The sequence below is a fragment of the Planctomycetota bacterium genome (assembly GCA_016125255.1).
GTDB lineage: Bacteria > Planctomycetota > Phycisphaerae > Phycisphaerales > Zrk34 > RI-421.
In genome coordinates this window covers 192,919-211,605 of the sequence record WGMD01000006.1, presented here as the reverse complement: position 1 = coordinate 211,605, position 18,687 = coordinate 192,919, and the positions used below count along the sequence as shown (strand labels likewise).

Sequence of the window (18,687 nt, the reverse complement as noted above, 5' to 3'; positions counted from 1 at the left end):
GCGAATCTGTCGGGCGGTTTTGAAAAGATTTTTCGAGTGGCGCGTAATTTTCAGGGGGCATTGTAAACCATTAAGCGGAAGGACAGGCCTCATGAGCGATGGATCGGACATCCATTTCAATGCGGATCGTGATCGGGCCAAGCGGATCGCGCGGCTCTGGACGGCGGCGCAGCCGACGGTTCGGTCGTTTTTGCATGCGCTGTTGCGCGAGCCGGGCGCGGTGGACGATCTGCTTCAGGAAGTGGCGGTGACGATCGTGGACAAGTTCGACGAGCTGCGATCGGCGGACAAGTTCGCGAGCTGGGCGATGGGGATTGCCCGGAACAAGGTGATGAACTACCGGACGGTGCGATCGCGGGATCGTCACCTGTTCGATTCGCAGGCGGTGGACCGGTTGATCGATGTGCACGCTTCGATGGCGGGCGAGTCGGAGCCGCGGCGTGCGGCGCTGGAGCGTTGTCTGGAGACGCTGAGCAAGCGCGGGCGTGCGGCGATCGATCTGCGTTACGAAGAGGAGTTGGCGTCGGAGGCCATCGGCGCGAAGCTGGGGCTGACGCGCAACGCGGTGAACGTGCTGCTTCATCGCACGCGTGCGGCGCTGCTCGAGTGCATCGAGTCGCGGCTGTCGATGCGGAAGGGGGGCGAGGCGTGAATATGCCTGGCGATGAACACGATGCGATGTATCTGATCGAGCGCTACTACGCGGACGAACTGGACGCGGGGCAGGTCGAGGCGATGTGGCGGAGCATAGAGAGCGACGAAGCGTTCGCGCGGCGGTTCGCAGCGTACACGATGCTCGAAAGCCACCTTTGGGAACGGGGGCGCGCGGAGCGGTCGAGCCGCGCGGCGACGGCGCGGGAAACGGAACACGCGACGGAGCTGCGGCCGATGCGTCTTGGCGGGGGGACATGGGGCATGGCGATCGCGATCGCGGCGGCGGTGGCGCTGGCGGCGACGGTGTGGATCATGACATGGAGCCGGGCGGATCACACGTTGCCGCGCATCACGGCGGTCGAACCGGCGAATGTCGGGCCGACGGTCGGGACGGTGACGGAAATGCACGATGCGGTGTTCGAGAATGCCGCCGGCGAGATGTCGCTGGGCGGGTCGCTGCCGGCGGGGCCGATCCGGTTGGCCTCGGGTTCGACGCAGATCATGTTCGCATCGACGGCGGTGGTCGAACTGGTCGGGCCCTGTTCGTTTGAGATGATCGATGCGATGCACGGGCGGCTGGATCGGGGTCAGTTGACGGCGTATGTGCCGGATGGGGCGCACGGTTTCGCGATCGAGACGCCGCACGGCGGGCGGGTCGTGGACATGGGCACGCGGTTTGATTTGTTCGTGGACGAAGCGGGGTTAGCGCATGTGACGGTGATGGAGGGTCGGGTGCGCGTGGACAGTTTGGGGGGGGCGGGGCGGATGTTGAGCATGGGCGAAGTGGCGAGGATCGATGCGGCGGGGACGATCGATGTCGCGAGAGCGACGTCGCCGCGGGCGATTCCGTTGGGCAATCTCTTTGACGATCCGGCGGGGACGAGTCTTGAGCGGGCGATCGCGTCGGACACGTTCGGGGCCGCGGCGCACATCGGCGGGCTGGCGGTGGCGCAGATTCTTCACGGCGGGGACGTGCCGGGGACGATTCAGCCGATCGTGCCCGAGGAGTCGGGTCAGAGCGCGATCGCGGTGGATCTTCGCGCGATGGGTTGGACGAATTTGCGGACGGATCGCGCGCCGGCGAACGATGCATGGAGCAATCTCGAAGGCGAAGGGGGGATTCGCACGACGGGTCGGCGGGCGCCGGCGAATTTGCCTCGGACGGAGCAGGGGGTGGGGATGCATGCGAACCTGCTGCTCACGCTCGACCTTGCGGCGATTCGCAAGGCGGGGTTCATGGATGCGGACGCGCCGCTGCGTTTTGTCGCTGATCGTGCCGGGCTCGATGACACGGGTCTGACGCGCGGGTCGGTGCATCTGGCGGTGCTGGTCAGTGACGAGCACGGGGTGATCGCGGGTCAGATGGACGGGCGCGAGGCGAGTGTTATTGATGACAACGGCGTGTATCGACTGCCGGGGGCGGGGGCGGCGCTGCGCGGTCGCGCCGCGACAAGGTTCGATGTGGCGCTGCCGCCGAGTGCGCGGTATCTGACGCTGATCGTCGCTTCGGCGGGCGACACGGAGGAGGACCACGCCGTCTTCGCCGGCGCCCGCATCGAGGTGGGGCCATGACGACGAATGCAATTCGAGAGCTTCGCATGTTGACGAAAGCTTGCTTTATTCTTGTTCCTTTTGAAGGAGAATCGCTGATGGACCGTCTCCGCATGATCATGATGGCGCTGTTGAGCGCCGTCGCCGTGTTTGCCATTTCGCCCGCCGCCTCCGCTGCGACGATCACGTTTCAGGAAGGCGCGCACGTCGTGTCGAGCGACGGCAAGATCGACATCGCCAACTACACCGGCACGCGCGACACGTCGCTCGTGCAGGAATCGTCCAACAACAACTATGGCGGACGCACGACCATCCTCGTCGGCGTGCTCGGCTCCGGTCGCGTTCGGGGCGGGCTCGTCGGCTTTGACGTCTCGGCGCTCGCCGGTCACTACCTGACGATCGACTCGATGACGCTGCGGTTGTACGTGGACGCCACCAGCGCCGCCGGATCATCGCAGACCATCAGCGTCGCCCTCGAACAGGCCGGCAACGCCGGTTGGGTCGAAGGCACGGCCAACAGTGCGACGCAGACCGGCTCCGCGGACTGGAACTACGCGGCCCATACCTCCGGCGCCTGGCTCGGCGGAACCAACGGCGCACGCACCGCCTCCGACCTCTACGGCAACGTCGGTTCCCTCGCCGTCTCCGCCACAGGCACCGGACAGACCGGCACATTCGTCGACTTCACTCTCAGCGCCGCGTCACTCCCCGCCTCCGTCAACACGCTCACCAAGATCATCGAACTGTGGCTCGGCTCCGGCGGGGCAAACAACGCCGGCCTGCTCCTGTCCTACGGGGCCAACGTGAGCAACCCGCAGTGGCAGTTTGCCTCCAGCGAATCCGCCACCGCCTCGCACGCCCCGCAGCTCATCATCACCTACACCGTCCCGACCCCCGCCGCGCTCCCCGCCGGCCTGTCGCTGATCGGCCTCCTTTCGATGCGCCGCCGTAAATGAAAAACATCCCCTCCCATCCCGAAGCGCGTTTCGATTCGAGGCGGGGTGACTTAAGTCACCCCGGCGCGCCCGGCGCGCGATGCGCCTTCACCTTGATCGAACTCCTCGCCGTCGTCGCCATCATCGCCGTGCTCGTCGCCATGCTCCTGCCGGCCATGAAAGCCGCCCGCCGCGCCGCACGACTTGCCGTCTGCGCCTCCAATGAGCGGCAGGTCATGCAGGGACTCCTCGCCTATGCGACCCAGTACGACGGCAAGCTCCCCTACGTCGGCGCCTGGAACAAGTTTCAGGCCATGATGTACGTCATGTACGAACGCACGCAGGGCCTTTCCCCGCAGGGCTTTGGCAACCTCGGCCTGCTCACGCCAGCCGATCTCGTCGATCAGCGTACCGACGTCCTGTTCTGCCCGCTTCAGACCACCCCCGCGCTTCTGAATTGTCACGGCGACCTGACCTCCCCCAACGCGCAGCCCTCCGCCGGGCACTCCATGTATCCGGCCGACCTGGCCAAATACGGCTGGTCCAACCTCCGTGGCGGATACTTCACACGCAACTTCAACACCAGCGCCTACCAATCCGTCTCCATCACCCAACTCGCCGGCCGCCCGTACCTCGCCGACGTCTTTAGCACGTGGGGCGCCGTCGAATCCTCGCATGCCGACTCTGTGACCGTCGGCTACGGCGACGGCTCCGTCGCGCTCCAGACCGCCGACCCGATCGCCACGCCGCAGTACCTGACCGTCAACTACGCCACAAGCTGGAACCCCAGCTTCGAACTCATCTGGCAGACGTTCGGACGCTGAACCCGCATCCAACGAGGCGGGGTGACTTCAGTCACCCCGGCTTGTGGGCAACAATGAACAACCCCGCCGCGGGCGCGACGGGGTTGTGAGTTTGACGCGGGATGGCGCGGGGGTTTACTGCTTGGCCCCGGCTTCGGCGGCGGCTTCCTCGGCGATGACGGCCTTGCGGGAAAGACGCAGGCGGCCCTGTTCGTCCTGGCTCAGGACCTTCACGCGGAGCATCTGGCCGATCTTCACCACGTCGGCGACCTTCTCGACGTACTTGTCGGAAAGCTCCGAGACGTGGCAGAGCCCGTCCTGTCCGGGGATGACTTCGATGAAGGCGCCGAAATCCTTGATCGAGGAAACCTTGCCGTTGTAGATCTTGCCGACCTTGACCTCTTCGCAGAGGCGCTCGACTTCGTCGAGGGCTTTCTCGGCCTTGCCGGCGCCGACGGCGGAGATGAAGACGGTGCCGTCTTCCTCGACGTCGATGGTCGCGCCGGTGTTTTCCTGGATCGCGCGGATGGTCTTGCCGCCGGGTCCGATCAGGCGGCCGATCTTGTCGGGGTCGATCTTGGTGCGGAGCATGCGCGGAGCGTACTTGCTGATCTCCTTGCGGGGCGCGGGGATCGTGCTCTCGATGAGTTCGATGATCTGGAGGCGGGCTTTCTTGGCCTGCTCGAAGGTGGCGGCGATGATGTCGTAGCTGAGGCCGCGGGTCTTGAGGTCAAGCTGAATGCCGGTGATGCCGACGCGCGTGCCGGAGACCTTAAAGTCCATGTCGCCGAAGTGATCTTCCTCGCCGAGGATGTCGGTGAGCAGCATCGTCTTTCCGTCCTCCTCGACGAGTCCGACGCTGATGCCGGCACAGGTGTTGGTGATCGGCACGCCGGCGTCCATGAGGGCCAGACACCCGCCGCAGACGCTCGCCATGGACGACGAGCCGTTGGACTCGAGGATTTCGCTCACGAGCCGGACGGTGTAGGGGAAGTCCTCGGGGCTGGGGAGCACGCCCTGCAAGCTGCGTTCGGCGAGCGCGCCGTGACCGATCTCGCGGCGGCCTGGGCCTGTGACGCGGCGGGCTTCACCGACGCAGAAGGGTGGGAAGTTGTAGTGCAGGTAGAACTTCTGGGAGTATTCATCGTGAAGGCCGTCGACGATCTGTTCGTCCCGGCCGGTGCCGAGCGTGGCGATGGCCAGCGACTGGGTTTCGCCGCGGGTGAATGTGGCGGACCCGTGCGTGCGGGCCAGGACGTTCACTTCGGCGGAGAGCGGACGAATCTCGTCGCTCTTGCGGCCGTCGGTGCGCTTGCCTTCGAGAATGATGCGGCGGGTCACTTCCTCTTCGATCTGCTCGAAGGTTTTCTTGATCTCGCGGCGCTTCTCGATCGCCGCCTTGTAGGCGGTGTAGCTGAGGTTCGAATCGGCGGCGGGCTCGGGGGCCTTCTCGTCGAGGTAGGTCTTGAACACGGCCTTGACCGCTTCCTCGCGGGCGAGCTTGCCGTCGGTGCGCTTGGCGGCGGTCAGCGAAGCGGTGATGTCGCTGCGGACCTGCGCGACGACTTCGGGGGCGGGCAGATGAAGCTCGGCGACCTTCTCCTTGGCGGCCTTGGAGACCAGCTCGTCGATGGCGTCGAGCAGGATGAAGATCTGCTGATGACCGAACTTGATGGCTTCGAGGACGACGGACTCTTCGACTTCCTGAGCGCCGACTTCGATCATGTTGATCCCGTCGCGGTGGCCGGACAGGACCAGCTCCATGTCGGAGAACTCAAGCTGGGCGAGGGTCGGGTTGACGGCGAACTGGCCGTCGATGCGTGCGACGCGGACGGTCGCCACCGGGCCGGCGAAGGGGATCGAGCTGATCGCCAGGGCGGCGGCGGCGGCGGTGCCGCAGATCACGTCCGGATCGTTCTGCCCGTCGGCGGATTCGACCCAGCACTGAATGAGCACTTCGTCGAGCAGTCCCTTGGGGAACAGCGGACGGACGGGGCGGTCGATCATGCGCATCGTCAGAATTTCCTTCTGCGACGGCGCGCCTTCACGCTTGCGGAACCCGCCGGGGAACTTGCCGGCGGCGCTGATGCGCTCGCGGTAATCGACCTGAAGCGGGAAGAAATCGATGCCCTCACGGGGGGCGCCGCGCACGACGGCGGCGAGCACCGTGGTGTCGGCGTAAGTCGCCCAGATGGCGGCGTCGGCCTGCTTGGCGTACTTGCCGGTTTCGAGGCGCAGCGTGCGCCCGCCGATTTCACGTTCGACGACGATATGAGCCATGACCATGTCCTTAAACCGACTGCCAGTACGGTTTGGGATAAACCAGTGGAGGGGCCCATGCGGGACCTGCGGTTCGCAGGTGGCAGTCGGCCGAAAACAAGGTGTCAGCTTTCAGCGGTCAGGTGTCAGCTTTTTTGCTGACGGCTGATGCCTGACTGCTGACGCCTTCCTTGTGTTTGGCCTACTGCCGCCTGTCCCAAACGGGGCGGGCCGCTCCATCACATTGAATGTAAAAAACACGCCGCGGAGTTATCCGCGGCGTGCCGGTGAGTCGTTTTACTTGCGCAGGCCCAGACGATTGATCAGGTCCAGGTAGCGCGTGCGGTCCTTGCTCATCAGGTACCGCAGCAGGCGATTGCGTTGACCGACCATCATGATCAGCCCGCGGCGCGTGCTGTAGTCGTGCTTGTGGGCACGCAGGTGTTCGGTCGTGTCGTTGATCCGCTGCGTCAGAAGGGCGACCTGCACCTCGGGGGAGCCGGTGTCGCCTTCGTGCGTGGCGTAGTCTTTGATGATCGAGTTCTTCAGTTCGGCCGTCAAGGTCATGGCAATGCGTCTCCGGGTCAATTTCGAGTCGGCAGTATATCCGCCCCTTTGCACGCAGGCAATCGACAACGCCGGGAATCTTGGATAAGATATCGACCCCAATCCCTCCACCGGACGTACGGCGGAGCCAACAGCCAAAGAAGGGATTTATTCGCCATGGCCCAAGCCACCGCTTCCACCCCCGATGTGATCCACATTCTCATCGCCGACAAACTCTCCCCCGCCGGCGTCGAGATGCTCAAAAACACCGAAAACGTCACCGTCGACGTCAAGCCCGGCCTCAAGGAGGACGAGCTTGCCGCCATCGCCGGCAACTACGACGGCATGATCATCCGCTCCGGCGCTCAGGTCACCGCCAAGGTGCTCGCCAACCCCGGCAAGCTCCGGGTGATCGCCCGGGCCGGCGTCGGCGTCGATAACGTCGACCTCGACGCGGCGACCGAAAAGGGCGTCCTGGTCATGAACAGCGCCGACGCTTCGACCATTACGACCGCCGAGCACGCCTTCGCGCTGCTCATGGCGCTGGCCCGCAACATCGGGCCGGCCTACAAGGTCATGACCGAAGGCGGATGGGACCGCAACAAGTTCGTTGGCCGGCAGCTTGAGGGCAAGACGCTGGGCGTCGTCGGGTTCGGGCGCATCGGCCGGACGGTCGCGGAGCGCGGGCTCGCCTTCGGCATGAAGGTCGTCGCCGTCGACACCTTCCTCAATGCCGAGACCGCCCTCGACGGTCAGGTCAAGATCATCAAGAGCTTCGACGAAATGCTGGGCATGGTCGACTTCGTGTCCTTCCATGTTCCGCTCAATGATCACACCCGCAACATGCTCAATGCCGAGCGCTTCGCCAAGGCCAGGAAGGGCTTCATGATCATCAACGCCGCCCGCGGCGGGGTCATCGAGCTCGATGCGCTGATCGCCGCCCTCGACGCCGGTCAGTGCGGCGGGGCGGCGCTGGATGTGTACGAAGTCGAGCCGCTCGAGAAGGACAGCCCGCTGCGCAAGCATCCGAAGATTCTGCTGACTCCGCACCTCGGCGCCTCGACGGAAGAGGCGCAGGAAGCGGTGTCCAATCATGCGTGTGCGCAGGCGCTGGAATACCTTCAGGGCAAGGGGATTCGCGGGGCGGTCAACGCGGCGGGGCTGCGGATGGACCTGGAGCCGATGCAGATCAAGTATGTGGAGCTGGCCAAGCGGATGGCCCGGCTGATCTCGCCCATGTGCGAGAAGGGCATCAGCGGCGTGACGGTGACGTGCCAGGGGGAAAGTCTCGCCGGCGCGGCGAGCACGATCGAACGCATGGCGCTCGTCGAAGTGCTCTCCGACGCGCTGGACGTGCCGGTCAACGTGGTCAACGCCAAGCTTTTCGCCGAGCAGCGGGGGATTCAGACGCGGTCGGTCATCGACGATCAACCCCGGCCGATCGCGCAGGTCGTCATCGAGATTCAGAGCGGTTCCGACCGCCGGCGGATCGTCGGTGCGATTTATCAGGATGGGCAGCCGCGCGTGCTGGAGATCTGCGGGTATCACATGGACATGGTCCCCGCCGGTCCGATGGTGCTTCTGCTCAATGAGGACAAGCCGGGCATGATCGGACTCATCGGCAACGAGTTCGGCGGCGCGGGGGCGAACATCGCCGACATGGCTCTGTCGCGTCGCGGCGATACGGCCATGACCGTGCTCAAACTCGACAACGTCCCGGCCGAGGCCCTGCTCACCCGCCTCAAGTCCAAACCCGGCATCCGCAAGATCGCCGTCGTCGAATTGCCCCCGGTCAAGGGAGTCAGCCATGAGTGATTCGAAATCCAGGGATATGCGTGATCTGGGCTACGACGCGGAGGACGCGTACTTCCATGAGAAGGATCAGGAAGCCGTCGACCGGCTTCGGCAGAACCTGACGTCGGCGCGGAAGAAGCAGGCGGCCGATCAGTCCGGCGAGCCGCACTGGCTGCGCTGCCCCAAGTGCGGGGCGAAGATGGCGGAAGTGGCGATGGGCCCGGTGAAGGTCGATCGCTGCGGCGGGTGCGGCGGCGTGTATTTCGACGCCGGCGAACTGGAACTGCTCCTCAAGGCCCGCGAACCGAAGGGCGTTTTGAGCGTGCTGGGCAATCTGCTGACGCGCTGAGCGTTTTTTAGAAAATTTTCCGTTTTTTGCGCGGTACATTCTCCGGATCGGGTCAGTATCCCTATCCAGAGGTCAAGCGCGCATGTCCGATTCGAGTACCTCATTCGATCCCCGGCGTCATGAGCAGTTCATGCGCCACTTCACCGCCAATCAGCGGAACATTTATCTTTACATCCGCTCCCTGACGCCGCACGCGGCGGACGTCGAGGACATCTTTCAGCAGACGAATCTGGTGCTCTGGCAGAAGTTCGACACGTTCGACCCGGCGGGGTCGGCCGCCGACTTCCGCGCCTGGGCCTTCCGCATCGCGCATTTCGAATTGCTCAATCATCGCTCGCGCTGCGGCAAGGGGGGCGTCAAGTTCTCCGACGCGTTCGTGGCGGACATGGCCTCGCAAATCGAGCGGGAGTCGGAGGTGATGGAGGCGCGCCTGTCGGCGCTGAGCGCGTGTCTGGCGAAGCTGCCGGACCACGACCGCCGCGTCATTCAAAGCCGCTACAGCTCCGACGCGAGCGGGCGTTCGGTGGCGATGTCGATGGGGCGCAGTCCGCATTGGGTGTACAAGGCGGTGTCGCGCATCCGGCGGACGCTGCTCGATTGCGTGCAGCGCACCTTGCGGCAGGAGGGCGTGCTGTGAACGCGACGCTGATGGACCTGCTCGATCTTCTGTGCGAAGGCGACCTGTCGACCGATCAGGCGGCGGCGCTCGAAGGGCTTGTGCGCGAAAGCGAGGAGGCCCGCCGGTTGTATTTGAATGCGATCCTCTGCGACGGGTATCTGCGGTTCGAGTTCGGCGCGGGCGCGGCGTCGCCGGTCATCGCGTCGCCGATGCGAAGGGCGCGCTGGCGATACGCGGCGCTGGCGGTGGCGATCGTGTTGGCGGTCGGGTTGTCCATGCTCACTGTCCCCCGCGGCCCCGAGCCGGCGATACGACCGTCCGTCAACGAAGCGCCGGTGGCCATGCTCAGCGACATTTCGCGCGACGTCGTGTTCGCCGATGCGCCGCACGCCGTCGGCACGGACCTCATGCCCGGGGTGATCGCGCTCAAGGCGGGCACGGCCCAGGTCGTCTTCCACAGCGGGGCGGTCGTCGATCTGGCCGGGCCGTGCCGATTCGAGATGACCGGCGCCAATCGCGGGCGTTTGAGCGAAGGGGCGCTGCATGCTTTCGTCAACGACCGCGCCCACGGATTTGCCGTTGACGGCCCAGACGGCGTGCGCGTGGTCGATCTGGGCACACGCTTCATGATGCGCGTCGATGACGGCCGCACACGCGTAGCGGTCATCGAAGGCACCGTAGAGACGCGCATCGAAAACCAGATGATCCGCCTCACCGCCGGTCAGGGCGTGAACCGTCAGGGCGATGCGTGGGTCGTGACCGATGCGAATCAGTCCGGCATCGCGGGCATGGATGACCATGTGCGATTCCTTACCTTCGGTCCGCCGGTGCTGCGTGCGGGCGTACTGGAGGACTCGCATCACCTTTTCGTCCTGCGCGAGCGCGCCAACTACCGGCTCCGCAAGACTCAGTCGGCCGGTGTGGTCGGCAGCGGGTCGTTCTCCCGCGGGAACGTCCGTTCCGGCACGATCCCCGCCGGGACCTGCGTCGACAGCTACCTGCTGCACTTTGACGCAGAGGGCGACACCAGCGAGAGCAAGGCCACGCTCGACGCACTCATCATCTTCGCCCGCCCGATCCTCGGCGTGATCGCCTTCGACGGCATCGTCGAAGCCGATGCGACCTTCGGCGCGCCGGATGTGCAGTACGAGGCGGACACGACGCGCGGCATCGAGCAGGAAGACACATTCGCCATCGGCCCCGACGGCCGCACCCTCCGCGTGCACCTGACGGGATGGCGTCCCGATGAACTGCGCGTACTGGTGGCGTCGGAGCCCGCCGCCTCGCAGGCCGATCATGTCAATCACCGTGCCGCCGGCGCGGAAGACTCAACACCAGGAGAACACCCATGAGAACCCGCAGACCATTGCAACGCACTCGATTCGCCGTCGCGGCCCTGTTCGCGCTGGGCATGAGCTTCTCGCCGGTCAACGCCGAACTGTTGCTCTACGAACCTTTCAACTACACCGCAGGCGCGAATCTCACCGGCCAGGGCGGGACGACGGAATGGGGCTTTGACGCCGGTTCGACCTGGACCTTCGGCGGCTCGCAGACCGCCGACCTCCTCGCCGATTCGATCCCCTTCGGCACGAATCTCATCACCGAAGGCAACAAACTGCGGTACAACTCCAACGCCAACGCCAATCTGGAGAACGCCGTCGCCAGCCGGCCGATCGATTTCACAGTGAGCGGCGGGACGTTGTGGATGTCTTATCTGACCCAGAACAGCGTCAGCGACCAGACGAACACCGGCAAGGGCGTCTTCATCGACGAGTCCGCCACCAGCAGCGGCGGGGGCAGCCGCAAATTCTCCGCGCTCGCCAAGCGCAACGGCGTCGCCGCCGCGGCCGTCGAATACAACGGTGTTGCCACCAACGCCGGTGCCGACTACAACGCTACGACCCAGGCGTACATGGTCATCGCCAAATTCGAGAACGTCGGCTCCGGCGGCGGAACCGCCAAGATGTGGGGCCTGACCAGCAGCGAATTCGACTCGATCTACGGCGACTACATCATCACCGAGGCCGAACTCAACGCCGTCGTCCCCGCCGCCCGGCAGGTCACCACGACCGTCGGCACGCAGACCACCGTGACCACCAATGATTTTCTCAATCTGCTGTTCGTCGATCAGACGGCCGGCGCCAACGCTGCCTTCTGGACCGACGAGGTGCGCGTCGGCAATTCGCTCAACGACATGACCGCCGGCCGAATCGCCTATTACGACTTCACCGGCTCCGACGGCAATTTCAACACGACCGCCTTCGACTCCCGCGACACCCAGAACAACTCCGCCGCGAGTCGCATCGCCAATCACGGTTTCGCGCTCGGCGGCTCCGGCGTGTACATCATCACCAACACCGCCTTCGACACCAGCGAAAGCACCTCGCCCGGCCTCAACCTCGGCGGCGGGAATCAGACTTCCCCGACCCACTACATCTCCTTCACCGTCGATCCCGGCGACGGCATCGAGATGTACTACGAGGCGCTGACGCTCTACGGCAATACCTACTACGCCAACGATCAGTTCAACCTCGAACTGCGCGTCGTCGACGGCAACGGCTCGGAAGTCTCTCTCGGCACGTATTCGTACACGCCCGGCAACGCCAACAACGAATCGGTCAAGTTCATCACGTTCAACTTCGCGAACTTCGCCTCGTACAACACGACGGAGTGGCGCATTTACGGATGGAACACGCAGTCCGCCGACGCGGGCATCCGGCTCGACGACATCACGCTGTTCGGCTCCGTCGTGGCGGTGCCCGCGCCGCTGGCGCTGCCCGCGGGGTTGGGGCTGCTGGGCATGGCGCTGATGCGCCGACGCATATGACAAAAAATCTTTCATATCGTTCGCGTCATTTAGCGGGGGGGCTTGCCCCGCGCGGCGCGCGCCTCGGGCCGCGCGGGGCAAGCCCCGCCGCTAAATGGCGCGCTCGACGCCGACATGGCTTTACGCTCATCGAACTGCTCGTCGTCGTGGCGATCATCGCGCTGCTGATTTCGATTCTGCTGCCGTCGATGGACAAGGCGCGGGAGGCGGCGAGGCGGGTGGTCTGTGCGTCGGGCGAGCATCAGATGTTCATGGGCCATTTCGCGTGGGCGGCGGATCACAAGGGCCAGTTCGTCGAGGGCCAGCCCATTTACGACCAGTCAGGCCCGAGTTCCGGCGCGACCGGCGAGTACGCGGTATGGTTCCGCGGCTGGGCGGCGCCCAAGGCCTCGGAATACGGCGGGCCGTATATTCGCGAGGGCGCCCTCGTGCGCCGCAATTACCTGCCCGACGGACGCATGTTCTATTGTCCGAGCTGGAAGGGCGTCATCGGTTACGAGAAGATCGGCGCTGAGTACAGCGGCGGCGGCGGATGGTGGGAGAATGCCGCCGACGCGCCCGCGGCGCAGCTCTTCATGCAGACCACCTATCACTACAACTGCACCTTCAATTTCGAAAAGTCCGCTTCGCTGACCGGATGGCGCTCGGCGCTCAACAGCGACCCCGGGTCGCGCGTGCTCATCGCCGACGCCTTTTCCGACCCGACGCGCGGCGTCGACTTCCATCATCGCGACGGGTACAACATCGCCCGGCTCGACGGGTCGGTTTCGTACTTTGGCGATCCGCGCAATATCATCCGCGACCACAAGGGCGGCTTGACGTATCACGCCAGCACCGCCGATTATCAACTGCACCAGGCCCCGGTGTGGCGGCTCTTTGAACAGCCCTGATCGCGCCGCGCCCGCCGGACCGCCGACCGTGCTAACATCCGGGTATGAGCAAATACCCGCCGATTTCCCGTCGTCAATTGATCCGACATGCCGCCGGCGCCGCGGCGGTTCTTCCTTTCGTCAGCGCCGTGCGATCGGCGCTGGCGGCGAGCGGGGCGAAGCGGCCGCTCATCATGCTTCGCTCGGGATGGCAGACCGTCAATATCGGCGACATCACGCACACGCCCGGCGTGCTGGCGGTGCTCCGCAAGTTCATCCCCGAAGCCCGCGTCATCGCTTGGCTCAGCGCCATGGACCGCGGCGTCGACGTCATGCTCAAAAAGGAGTTCCCCGATGTGGAGCTGACCGACGACGGCAAGGTTGCCGTGAGCCGCTTTGACGAGGTGGATTTGATGCTGCACGGGTCGGGGCCGTCGGTCGTGGCGGCGACGAGCTTGGACAAATGGCGGCAGGCCACGAAAAAACCGTTCGGCACGTTCGGCGTGACCGTCGGCTCGGTCAATGACTGGCTGCGCGATCTCCTGAACGATGCGGCGTTCGTCTTCACGCGCGAAACCGCTTCGCTGGACGTGCTGCGCAAAGCGGGCGTGACGAAACCGACGCTCGACTTCGCGCCCGACGGGACGTTCTACTTTCCGATCCGTGATGACGAGAAAGGATTGGCGTATCTGAAGGCGAGCGGGTTGGAGGAACGCAAGTTCATCTGTGCGATCCCGCGCCTGCGTTATACGCCTTATCACAAGATTCGCGCGCACGGGGCGAACTGGACGCCCGAGCACATCAAGATGGTGGAGGAGACGAACGACAAGTACAAGGAACAGGATCATGCGAAGATCCGCGAGGCGATGATTCGATGGGTCCGCGAAACGGGGATGAAAATCCTTGTCTGCCCGGAGATGACGTATCAACTCGACATCGAGGACGAACTGCTGATCGATCCGTTGCCGGCGGATGTGAAGAAACAGGTGGTGAAGCGTGATGTGTACTGGCTGCCGGACGAGGCGGCGTCGGTGTACCGGCGGGCGCACACGGTGATCAGCGCGGAATGTCACTCACCGATCATCGCCGCGGCGAATGGCACGCCGGCGTTTTACATCCGCCAGCCGACGGACACGATCAAGGGGCAGATGTATTACGACCTGGGGTTCAATGACTGGGTGTTCGAGGTGGACGATGTGACGGGCAAGGACATCGCGGACCAGCTCATGAAGGTGCACGCGGATTATCCGGCGGCGCTGGCGAAGCTGGGTCGGGCGATGGGGAAGGTGACGGAGCAGTACGAGAAGACGACGGCGGTGGTGAAGTCGCATCTGGGAGAGGCGCAATGAAAAAGCGGGGGGACTGAAGTCCCCCCGCCTCGAAAATGCCGGGGAATCCGCGGTTATTCGAGGGGGCGGATCCAGATGTTGCGATAGCGGATGGGGTCGTTGCGGTGGTCCTGGAGATGGATGGGGAGTTTGTCGGCGTGCTTGGCGTAGGGTTGACGTTTGGCGTGGCTGGTCGGGCCGACGAGCGCTTCGTGATCCTGCACGAGGCAGCCGTTGAAGAAGACGGTCATGGTGGCGGGCTGAGTGACTTTGCCGGCGTCGTCGAAGTGCGGGCGATGGAAGATGATGTCATAAGCGTTCCATTCACCAGCCGGTCGGGCGGGGTTCACCAGCGGCGGGTACTGCCCATAGATCGACCCGGCCTGTCCGTCGGCGTAGGTCTTGTTCTCGTTGCGATACGTGTCCAGGACCTGCACTTCGTAGGTGTCCATGAGGAACACGCCGGAGTTGGAGCGCGACTGGCTCGTGCCCTTGGAGCTCGGGTCGCTGGACCATTCGATATGGAGTTGGCAATCGCCGAAGGCGTCTTTGGTGCGCATGTCGCCGGACTTGGGCACGACGACGAGGGCGCCGTCCTTGATCTCCCATTTGCCGTCCCACTTGTCGGTGTTCGTGCCGTCGAAGAGGACGACCGCATCGCTCGGCGGCTTGCATCCCTCGCTGAACGTGCCGGGCTCGACGACGGGGGACATGGGGCGATTCATGTCGTGAATCTCCCAGTCCAGCGGATTGCGCGACCCGCCGGTCGCCGCGGCGTAAACGCTCAGCGACAGCGCGGCCAGCGCGAGCGCGGCCAGAACATGACGGGAACGCATTTGAGTCAGAAGGCGGTTCATCAGGCGGGCTCCTTGAAAGTCGGAAAGGGGTACAGACCTTGGATCATACGTTTTGCCGGGCGGCGTTCGCAAGGGCGGATCGGGGCGCGGATCGGCCCGTCGCGAAAGAAAACGCTGATTTTGGCTGAAAAATTGCCCGGCGGCGAAGTTTTTTCTTGCATGGGGCGACGCGTTTGGGTTAACCTCATGGCACGAGGATCAGTTCATTTTTGAGGCCAGGCAAGAGGAGCATGTCATGAGAGACGCGCAACGCCGCGGACGTTTCGGGTTCGTCATCGTTTTAGGTTCGCTCATCGCCGGTGCGGCTGTGTCCGCGCCGGGCGCCACCAAAACATGGGACGGCGGCAACGCCGGCGACAACTGGTCGGCGGACGGCGCCGGCGGCAACTGGTCCGGTGATCCGGCGCCGGTGACGGGCGTCGACAGCGTGCTGTTCAATAACGGCGGGTCCGCCGCCTCGCTCGGCACGGTCACGAACATCCTCGACCTCTCGCCCATGAGTCTCACCGGCCTGACCTACGTCAACACCACCGGCAGCACGCACACGACCGACCTCAACGGCAATACGCTCACCGTGCTCGGCGACGTCAACGTCGGCGTCGACACCATCGGTCAAAACACCCTTGTCGGCTTCACCGACACGAGCGGCGGGCAGAGCGGCGTGCTCGCCATCGGCAATGGCTCGCAGCAGATTACCATCGGCCAACGCATCACCTTCACCTCCGGCAACATGAGCGCCCAGCTCAATCTCAATGCCGTGCCCACCGTCAACATCGACGTCGCCACCCTCACGCTTTCCGACAACGATACCAACCAAACCTCGACGACTTCCGCCACGCTCAACCTCGGCGCCAGCAACACCATTCTCGCCGACACGTTCTACGTCGGCCGCCGCAAAGGCACCGCCACCGTCGACATCGTCTCCGGCGGGACGCTGAACCTCGGCTCCAATGCCGACCGCACCGACCTGCTCATCAGCTTCGGCGACGTGAACACCTCGTTCACCGCGGCGAGCGACTTTGACATGTCCGCCGGGAAGCTCGTGGCGGTGCTCGATGATCTGAAGATCGGCGTCAAGACCACCGGCACATCGACGGGCAACTCCACCGGCACGTTCACGATGTCCTCCAACGCCGCCAACAGCGTCGACGTCAACAATGTGGTGCTCGGCGACTGGTCCGCCACCGGCGCGGGCACCGCCTCGGGCTCGATCTCGATGCTCGGAGGCACATTCACCGTCAACAACAACCTCGTCCGAGGAGCCGCCAACGGCTCGGGCAACTCCGACAGCCACGTCACCGTGTCGGGCGGAACCATGAATGTCGCCGGCGACTTCCAGGTCGACACCGTCGACATCGGCTACAACGGCCGCACCGGACTCGTCACCGCCGGCGGCGATGCACAAGTCGGCTCCGGCTCCGAAACACTCACCATCGGCCGGCGCAATTCCGGTACTGGCGGAACCACCAATGGAACGCTCGACCTGACCAGCGCCGACTCGACCGACATCAACGTCGGCACCGTCAGCATCGGCCGGCAGGAGACCTCCAGCGACACCGTCAACGGCACGCTCAAGCTCTCGACCGCCGGCACGAACACGCTCACCGCCAACACCATTCGCCTCGGCTTCATCGCCGGCGGCAACACCGGCAACACCACCGGCAACATCCAGTTCGGCGGCGCGGCCAACAACGTCTCCGTCGATACGTTCATCGTCGGCAATGACAAGGCGACGGGCAATGTGACCATCGCTTCCGGCGGCGTGCTGACGCTCGGCGGAAAAACCGGCGCTGCGGCCGACCTGTTCATCGGCGACAACGCCGCTTCCGGCACCGGCACCACGCCGACCGGCAGCGTGTTCAACATGTCCGGCGCGTCGGCGGCGAGTGTGCTGACCCTCGACGAGCTGGTCATCGGCCGCTACTCCAGCGCCGGCTCCGGCGGCGGCACCGGCACGTTCACCATGAACGCCGGAACCGTCAACGCCAACAGCATCGCCCTCGGCGTCGACACCGGCTCCAACCCGTCCAACTCCTCCGGTACGCTCAACCTCAACGGCGGAACCGTCAACGTCAGCGGCTCGATCACCAACGGAGCCGGCAGCGCCACGCTCAATGTCAACGGCACCGCCGCGATGAGCGTCACCGGCGCCGCCGCCCTCGACACGGTCAACATCGGCTCCCCCGGCGGCAACACCGGCTCGCTCGACACGACCGGCGGCTCCAACTTCAACCTCACCGCGACCAACATCAATCTCGGCACGTCCACCAGTTCCGCCGCCAAGGGGACGCTCATTCTTGCTTCGACAAGCTCGTTGACCGCCACGACGATCACGGTCAGTGATAACACCAGCTCCGGTCAGGACAGCGTGCAGAGCAAGGTCACGCTGGGCACGACCATGACCACCATCGCCGCCGACACATTGACCATCGGCGGACGCAAGGGCAACGGCCTCGTCGCATTCAACGGCTCGGGCACGCTCGCCCTCGGCTCCGCAGGCAACCGCATCGATACGCTTCGCCTCGGCTACAACAACGTCGGCGGCACCGGCACCAACGCCGTCGGCACGCTCGACGGCACCAACGGAACCATCAACGCCTTCGTCGACAACATGGTCCTCGGTCAGCATGCCTCGGGCTCCGGATCCGGCACCGGTACGCTCACGCTGACCGACGGCGTCTTTGATGTGAATACACTCACCCTCGGCGACGCCCCCGGCTCCGGCTCCGCCACCGGCATCGTCAATCTCTCCGGCGGAACCCTCAAGGCCGGCACCATCCAGCACGGCGCCAACGTCGGCACCTCCAACGCCACCTTCAATTTCACCGGCGGCCGACTCGCCGTCGACAACTTCGACTTCGACCTCGTGCAGAACGGCGGCGTGCTCGCCCCCGGCAACTCGCCCGGCCTGACCGCCATCGACGGAACCTACAACCTCAACGCCGGCTCCATCGAATTCGAACTCAACGGCATCATCGCCCAGACCGAGTATGACCAGGTCACCGTCACCGGCATCGCCAACCTCGCCGCCGCCGGCGTCATCAACCTGCTCGTCGGCTTCGCGCCCACCGACGGCGACACCTTCGACCTGCTCATCGCCGACGAAATCACCAGCAGCGCCACCGTCAATCTCCCCGACCTGAACTGGTCCTACGAAATCATCAATGACTTCGACGGCAACAACGACGTGCTGCGCGTGACCTACACCGAAATCATCCCCGAGCCGGCGACCCTGACGCTGCTGGCCCCAATGATGTTCGCGATGCTGCGCCGCCGTCGAAGCTGATCAATCGCGC

The 18,687-nt window shown here is 64.8% G+C and carries 15 protein-coding genes; 12 read left to right on the top strand and 3 right to left on the bottom strand.

Translation table 11 applies throughout. The annotated features are described in order from the left end of the window. Positions 1 to 91 precede the first annotated feature (91 nt). From GC162_07575 to GC162_07560, 4 genes are read left to right on the top strand one after another with little or no spacing between them, the layout of a single operon-like run. Positions 92 to 652 carry a sigma-70 family RNA polymerase sigma factor gene (locus GC162_07575; GenBank protein ID MBI1368500.1) on the top strand — a complete coding sequence of 187 codons (561 nt, stop codon included), beginning with the start codon at positions 92 to 94 and terminating at the stop codon, positions 650 to 652. After that, the gene (locus GC162_07570) at positions 649 to 2,226 is read left to right on the top strand and encodes a hypothetical protein (GenBank protein MBI1368499.1); all 1,578 of its coding nucleotides are present in this window, start codon (positions 649 to 651) and stop codon (positions 2,224 to 2,226) included. Before GC162_07575 ends, GC162_07570 begins: the two co-directional genes overlap by 4 nt. Beyond that, on the top strand, positions 2,223 to 3,161 hold the full coding sequence (locus GC162_07565) for a DNRLRE domain-containing protein (GenBank protein ID MBI1368498.1): 939 nt from the start codon (positions 2,223 to 2,225) through the stop codon (positions 3,159 to 3,161). Before GC162_07570 ends, GC162_07565 begins: the two co-directional genes overlap by 4 nt. After that, positions 3,158 to 3,964 (top strand): prepilin-type N-terminal cleavage/methylation domain-containing protein, encoded by an 807-nt coding sequence (locus GC162_07560; GenBank protein MBI1368497.1) that lies wholly within the window; start codon positions 3,158 to 3,160, stop codon positions 3,962 to 3,964. Before GC162_07565 ends, GC162_07560 begins: the two co-directional genes overlap by 4 nt. Positions 3,965 to 4,078: 114 nt before the next feature. On the opposite strand, the gene GC162_07555 is transcribed toward GC162_07560, so the two are convergent. Both GC162_07555 and rpsO read right to left on the bottom strand, forming a co-directional pair. Then, positions 4,079 to 6,223, bottom strand: coding sequence for a polyribonucleotide nucleotidyltransferase (locus GC162_07555; GenBank protein MBI1368496.1), 2,145 nt, complete (start codon positions 6,221 to 6,223; stop codon positions 4,079 to 4,081). A gap of 276 nt (positions 6,224 to 6,499) precedes the next feature. Then, entirely contained in the window at positions 6,500 to 6,769 is a 270-nt protein-coding gene (gene rpsO, locus GC162_07550; protein MBI1368495.1) for a 30S ribosomal protein S15, read from the bottom strand. A 156-nt stretch (positions 6,770 to 6,925) separates the two neighbouring features. Between rpsO and GC162_07545 the strand changes: the two genes are divergently transcribed. From GC162_07545 to GC162_07515, 7 genes are all read left to right on the top strand, one after another. Next, complete coding sequence (locus GC162_07545) at positions 6,926 to 8,563, top strand: phosphoglycerate dehydrogenase (protein ID MBI1368494.1); 1,638 nt, start codon at positions 6,926 to 6,928, stop codon at positions 8,561 to 8,563. Then, positions 8,556 to 8,891, top strand: a complete 336-nt coding sequence (locus tag GC162_07540; GenBank protein MBI1368493.1) for a hypothetical protein — start codon at positions 8,556 to 8,558, stop codon at positions 8,889 to 8,891. The genes GC162_07545 and GC162_07540 overlap by 8 nt, the downstream gene beginning before the upstream one ends. An 82-nt stretch (positions 8,892 to 8,973) precedes the next feature. Further along, positions 8,974 to 9,528: a sigma-70 family RNA polymerase sigma factor gene (locus tag GC162_07535; protein ID MBI1368492.1), complete on the top strand. Its 555-nt coding sequence runs from the start codon at positions 8,974 to 8,976 to the stop codon at positions 9,526 to 9,528. Further along, positions 9,525 to 10,862 carry a hypothetical protein gene (locus tag GC162_07530; GenBank protein MBI1368491.1) on the top strand — a complete coding sequence of 446 codons (1,338 nt, stop codon included), beginning with the start codon at positions 9,525 to 9,527 and terminating at the stop codon, positions 10,860 to 10,862. Before GC162_07535 ends, GC162_07530 begins: the two co-directional genes overlap by 4 nt. Then, positions 10,859 to 12,337: a hypothetical protein gene (locus tag GC162_07525; GenBank protein MBI1368490.1), complete on the top strand. Its 1,479-nt coding sequence runs from the start codon at positions 10,859 to 10,861 to the stop codon at positions 12,335 to 12,337. The genes GC162_07530 and GC162_07525 overlap by 4 nt, the downstream gene beginning before the upstream one ends. Continuing rightward, positions 12,334 to 13,227 (top strand): prepilin-type N-terminal cleavage/methylation domain-containing protein, encoded by an 894-nt coding sequence (locus GC162_07520; GenBank protein MBI1368489.1) that lies wholly within the window; start codon positions 12,334 to 12,336, stop codon positions 13,225 to 13,227. Before GC162_07525 ends, GC162_07520 begins: the two co-directional genes overlap by 4 nt. 44 nt (positions 13,228 to 13,271) lie before the next feature. Continuing rightward, positions 13,272 to 14,555: a polysaccharide pyruvyl transferase family protein gene (locus tag GC162_07515; GenBank protein ID MBI1368488.1), complete on the top strand. Its 1,284-nt coding sequence runs from the start codon at positions 13,272 to 13,274 to the stop codon at positions 14,553 to 14,555. Positions 14,556 to 14,608: 53 nt separating this feature from the next. Here GC162_07515 and GC162_07510 read toward each other — a convergent pair whose 3' ends face one another. Further along, complete coding sequence (locus tag GC162_07510; protein MBI1368487.1) at positions 14,609 to 15,370, bottom strand: DUF1080 domain-containing protein; 762 nt, start codon at positions 15,368 to 15,370, stop codon at positions 14,609 to 14,611. A gap of 256 nt (positions 15,371 to 15,626) precedes the next feature. On the opposite strand from GC162_07510, the gene GC162_07505 reads away from it, so the two are divergent. Further along, the gene (locus tag GC162_07505) at positions 15,627 to 18,677 is read left to right on the top strand and encodes a hypothetical protein (GenBank protein ID MBI1368486.1); all 3,051 of its coding nucleotides are present in this window, start codon (positions 15,627 to 15,629) and stop codon (positions 18,675 to 18,677) included. Positions 18,678 to 18,687: the final 10 nt, after the last annotated feature.

Bases quoted from the DNA above. Each gene is read 5' to 3' on its own strand.
- GC162_07575 (MBI1368500.1), top strand. From the start codon at position 92: ATGAGCGATGGATCGGACATCCATTTCAATGCGGATCGTGATCGGGCC.
- GC162_07565 (MBI1368498.1), top strand. From the start codon at position 2,223: ATGACGACGAATGCAATTCGAGAGCTTCGCATGTTGACGAAAGCTTGC.
- GC162_07560 (MBI1368497.1), top strand. From the start codon at position 3,158: ATGAAAAACATCCCCTCCCATCCCGAAGCGCGTTTCGATTCGAGGCGG.
- GC162_07555 (MBI1368496.1), bottom strand. From the start codon at position 6,223: ATGGCTCATATCGTCGTCGAACGTGAAATCGGCGGGCGCACGCTGCGC.
- rpsO (MBI1368495.1), bottom strand. From the start codon at position 6,769: ATGACCTTGACGGCCGAACTGAAGAACTCGATCATCAAAGACTACGCC.
- GC162_07545 (MBI1368494.1), top strand. From the start codon at position 6,926: ATGGCCCAAGCCACCGCTTCCACCCCCGATGTGATCCACATTCTCATC.
- GC162_07540 (MBI1368493.1), top strand. From the start codon at position 8,556: ATGAGTGATTCGAAATCCAGGGATATGCGTGATCTGGGCTACGACGCG.
- GC162_07535 (MBI1368492.1), top strand. From the start codon at position 8,974: ATGTCCGATTCGAGTACCTCATTCGATCCCCGGCGTCATGAGCAGTTC.
- GC162_07525 (MBI1368490.1), top strand. From the start codon at position 10,859: ATGAGAACCCGCAGACCATTGCAACGCACTCGATTCGCCGTCGCGGCC.
- GC162_07520 (MBI1368489.1), top strand. From the start codon at position 12,334: ATGACAAAAAATCTTTCATATCGTTCGCGTCATTTAGCGGGGGGGCTT.
- GC162_07515 (MBI1368488.1), top strand. From the start codon at position 13,272: ATGAGCAAATACCCGCCGATTTCCCGTCGTCAATTGATCCGACATGCC.
- GC162_07510 (MBI1368487.1), bottom strand. From the start codon at position 15,370: ATGCGTTCCCGTCATGTTCTGGCCGCGCTCGCGCTGGCCGCGCTGTCG.
- GC162_07505 (MBI1368486.1), top strand. From the start codon at position 15,627: ATGAGAGACGCGCAACGCCGCGGACGTTTCGGGTTCGTCATCGTTTTA.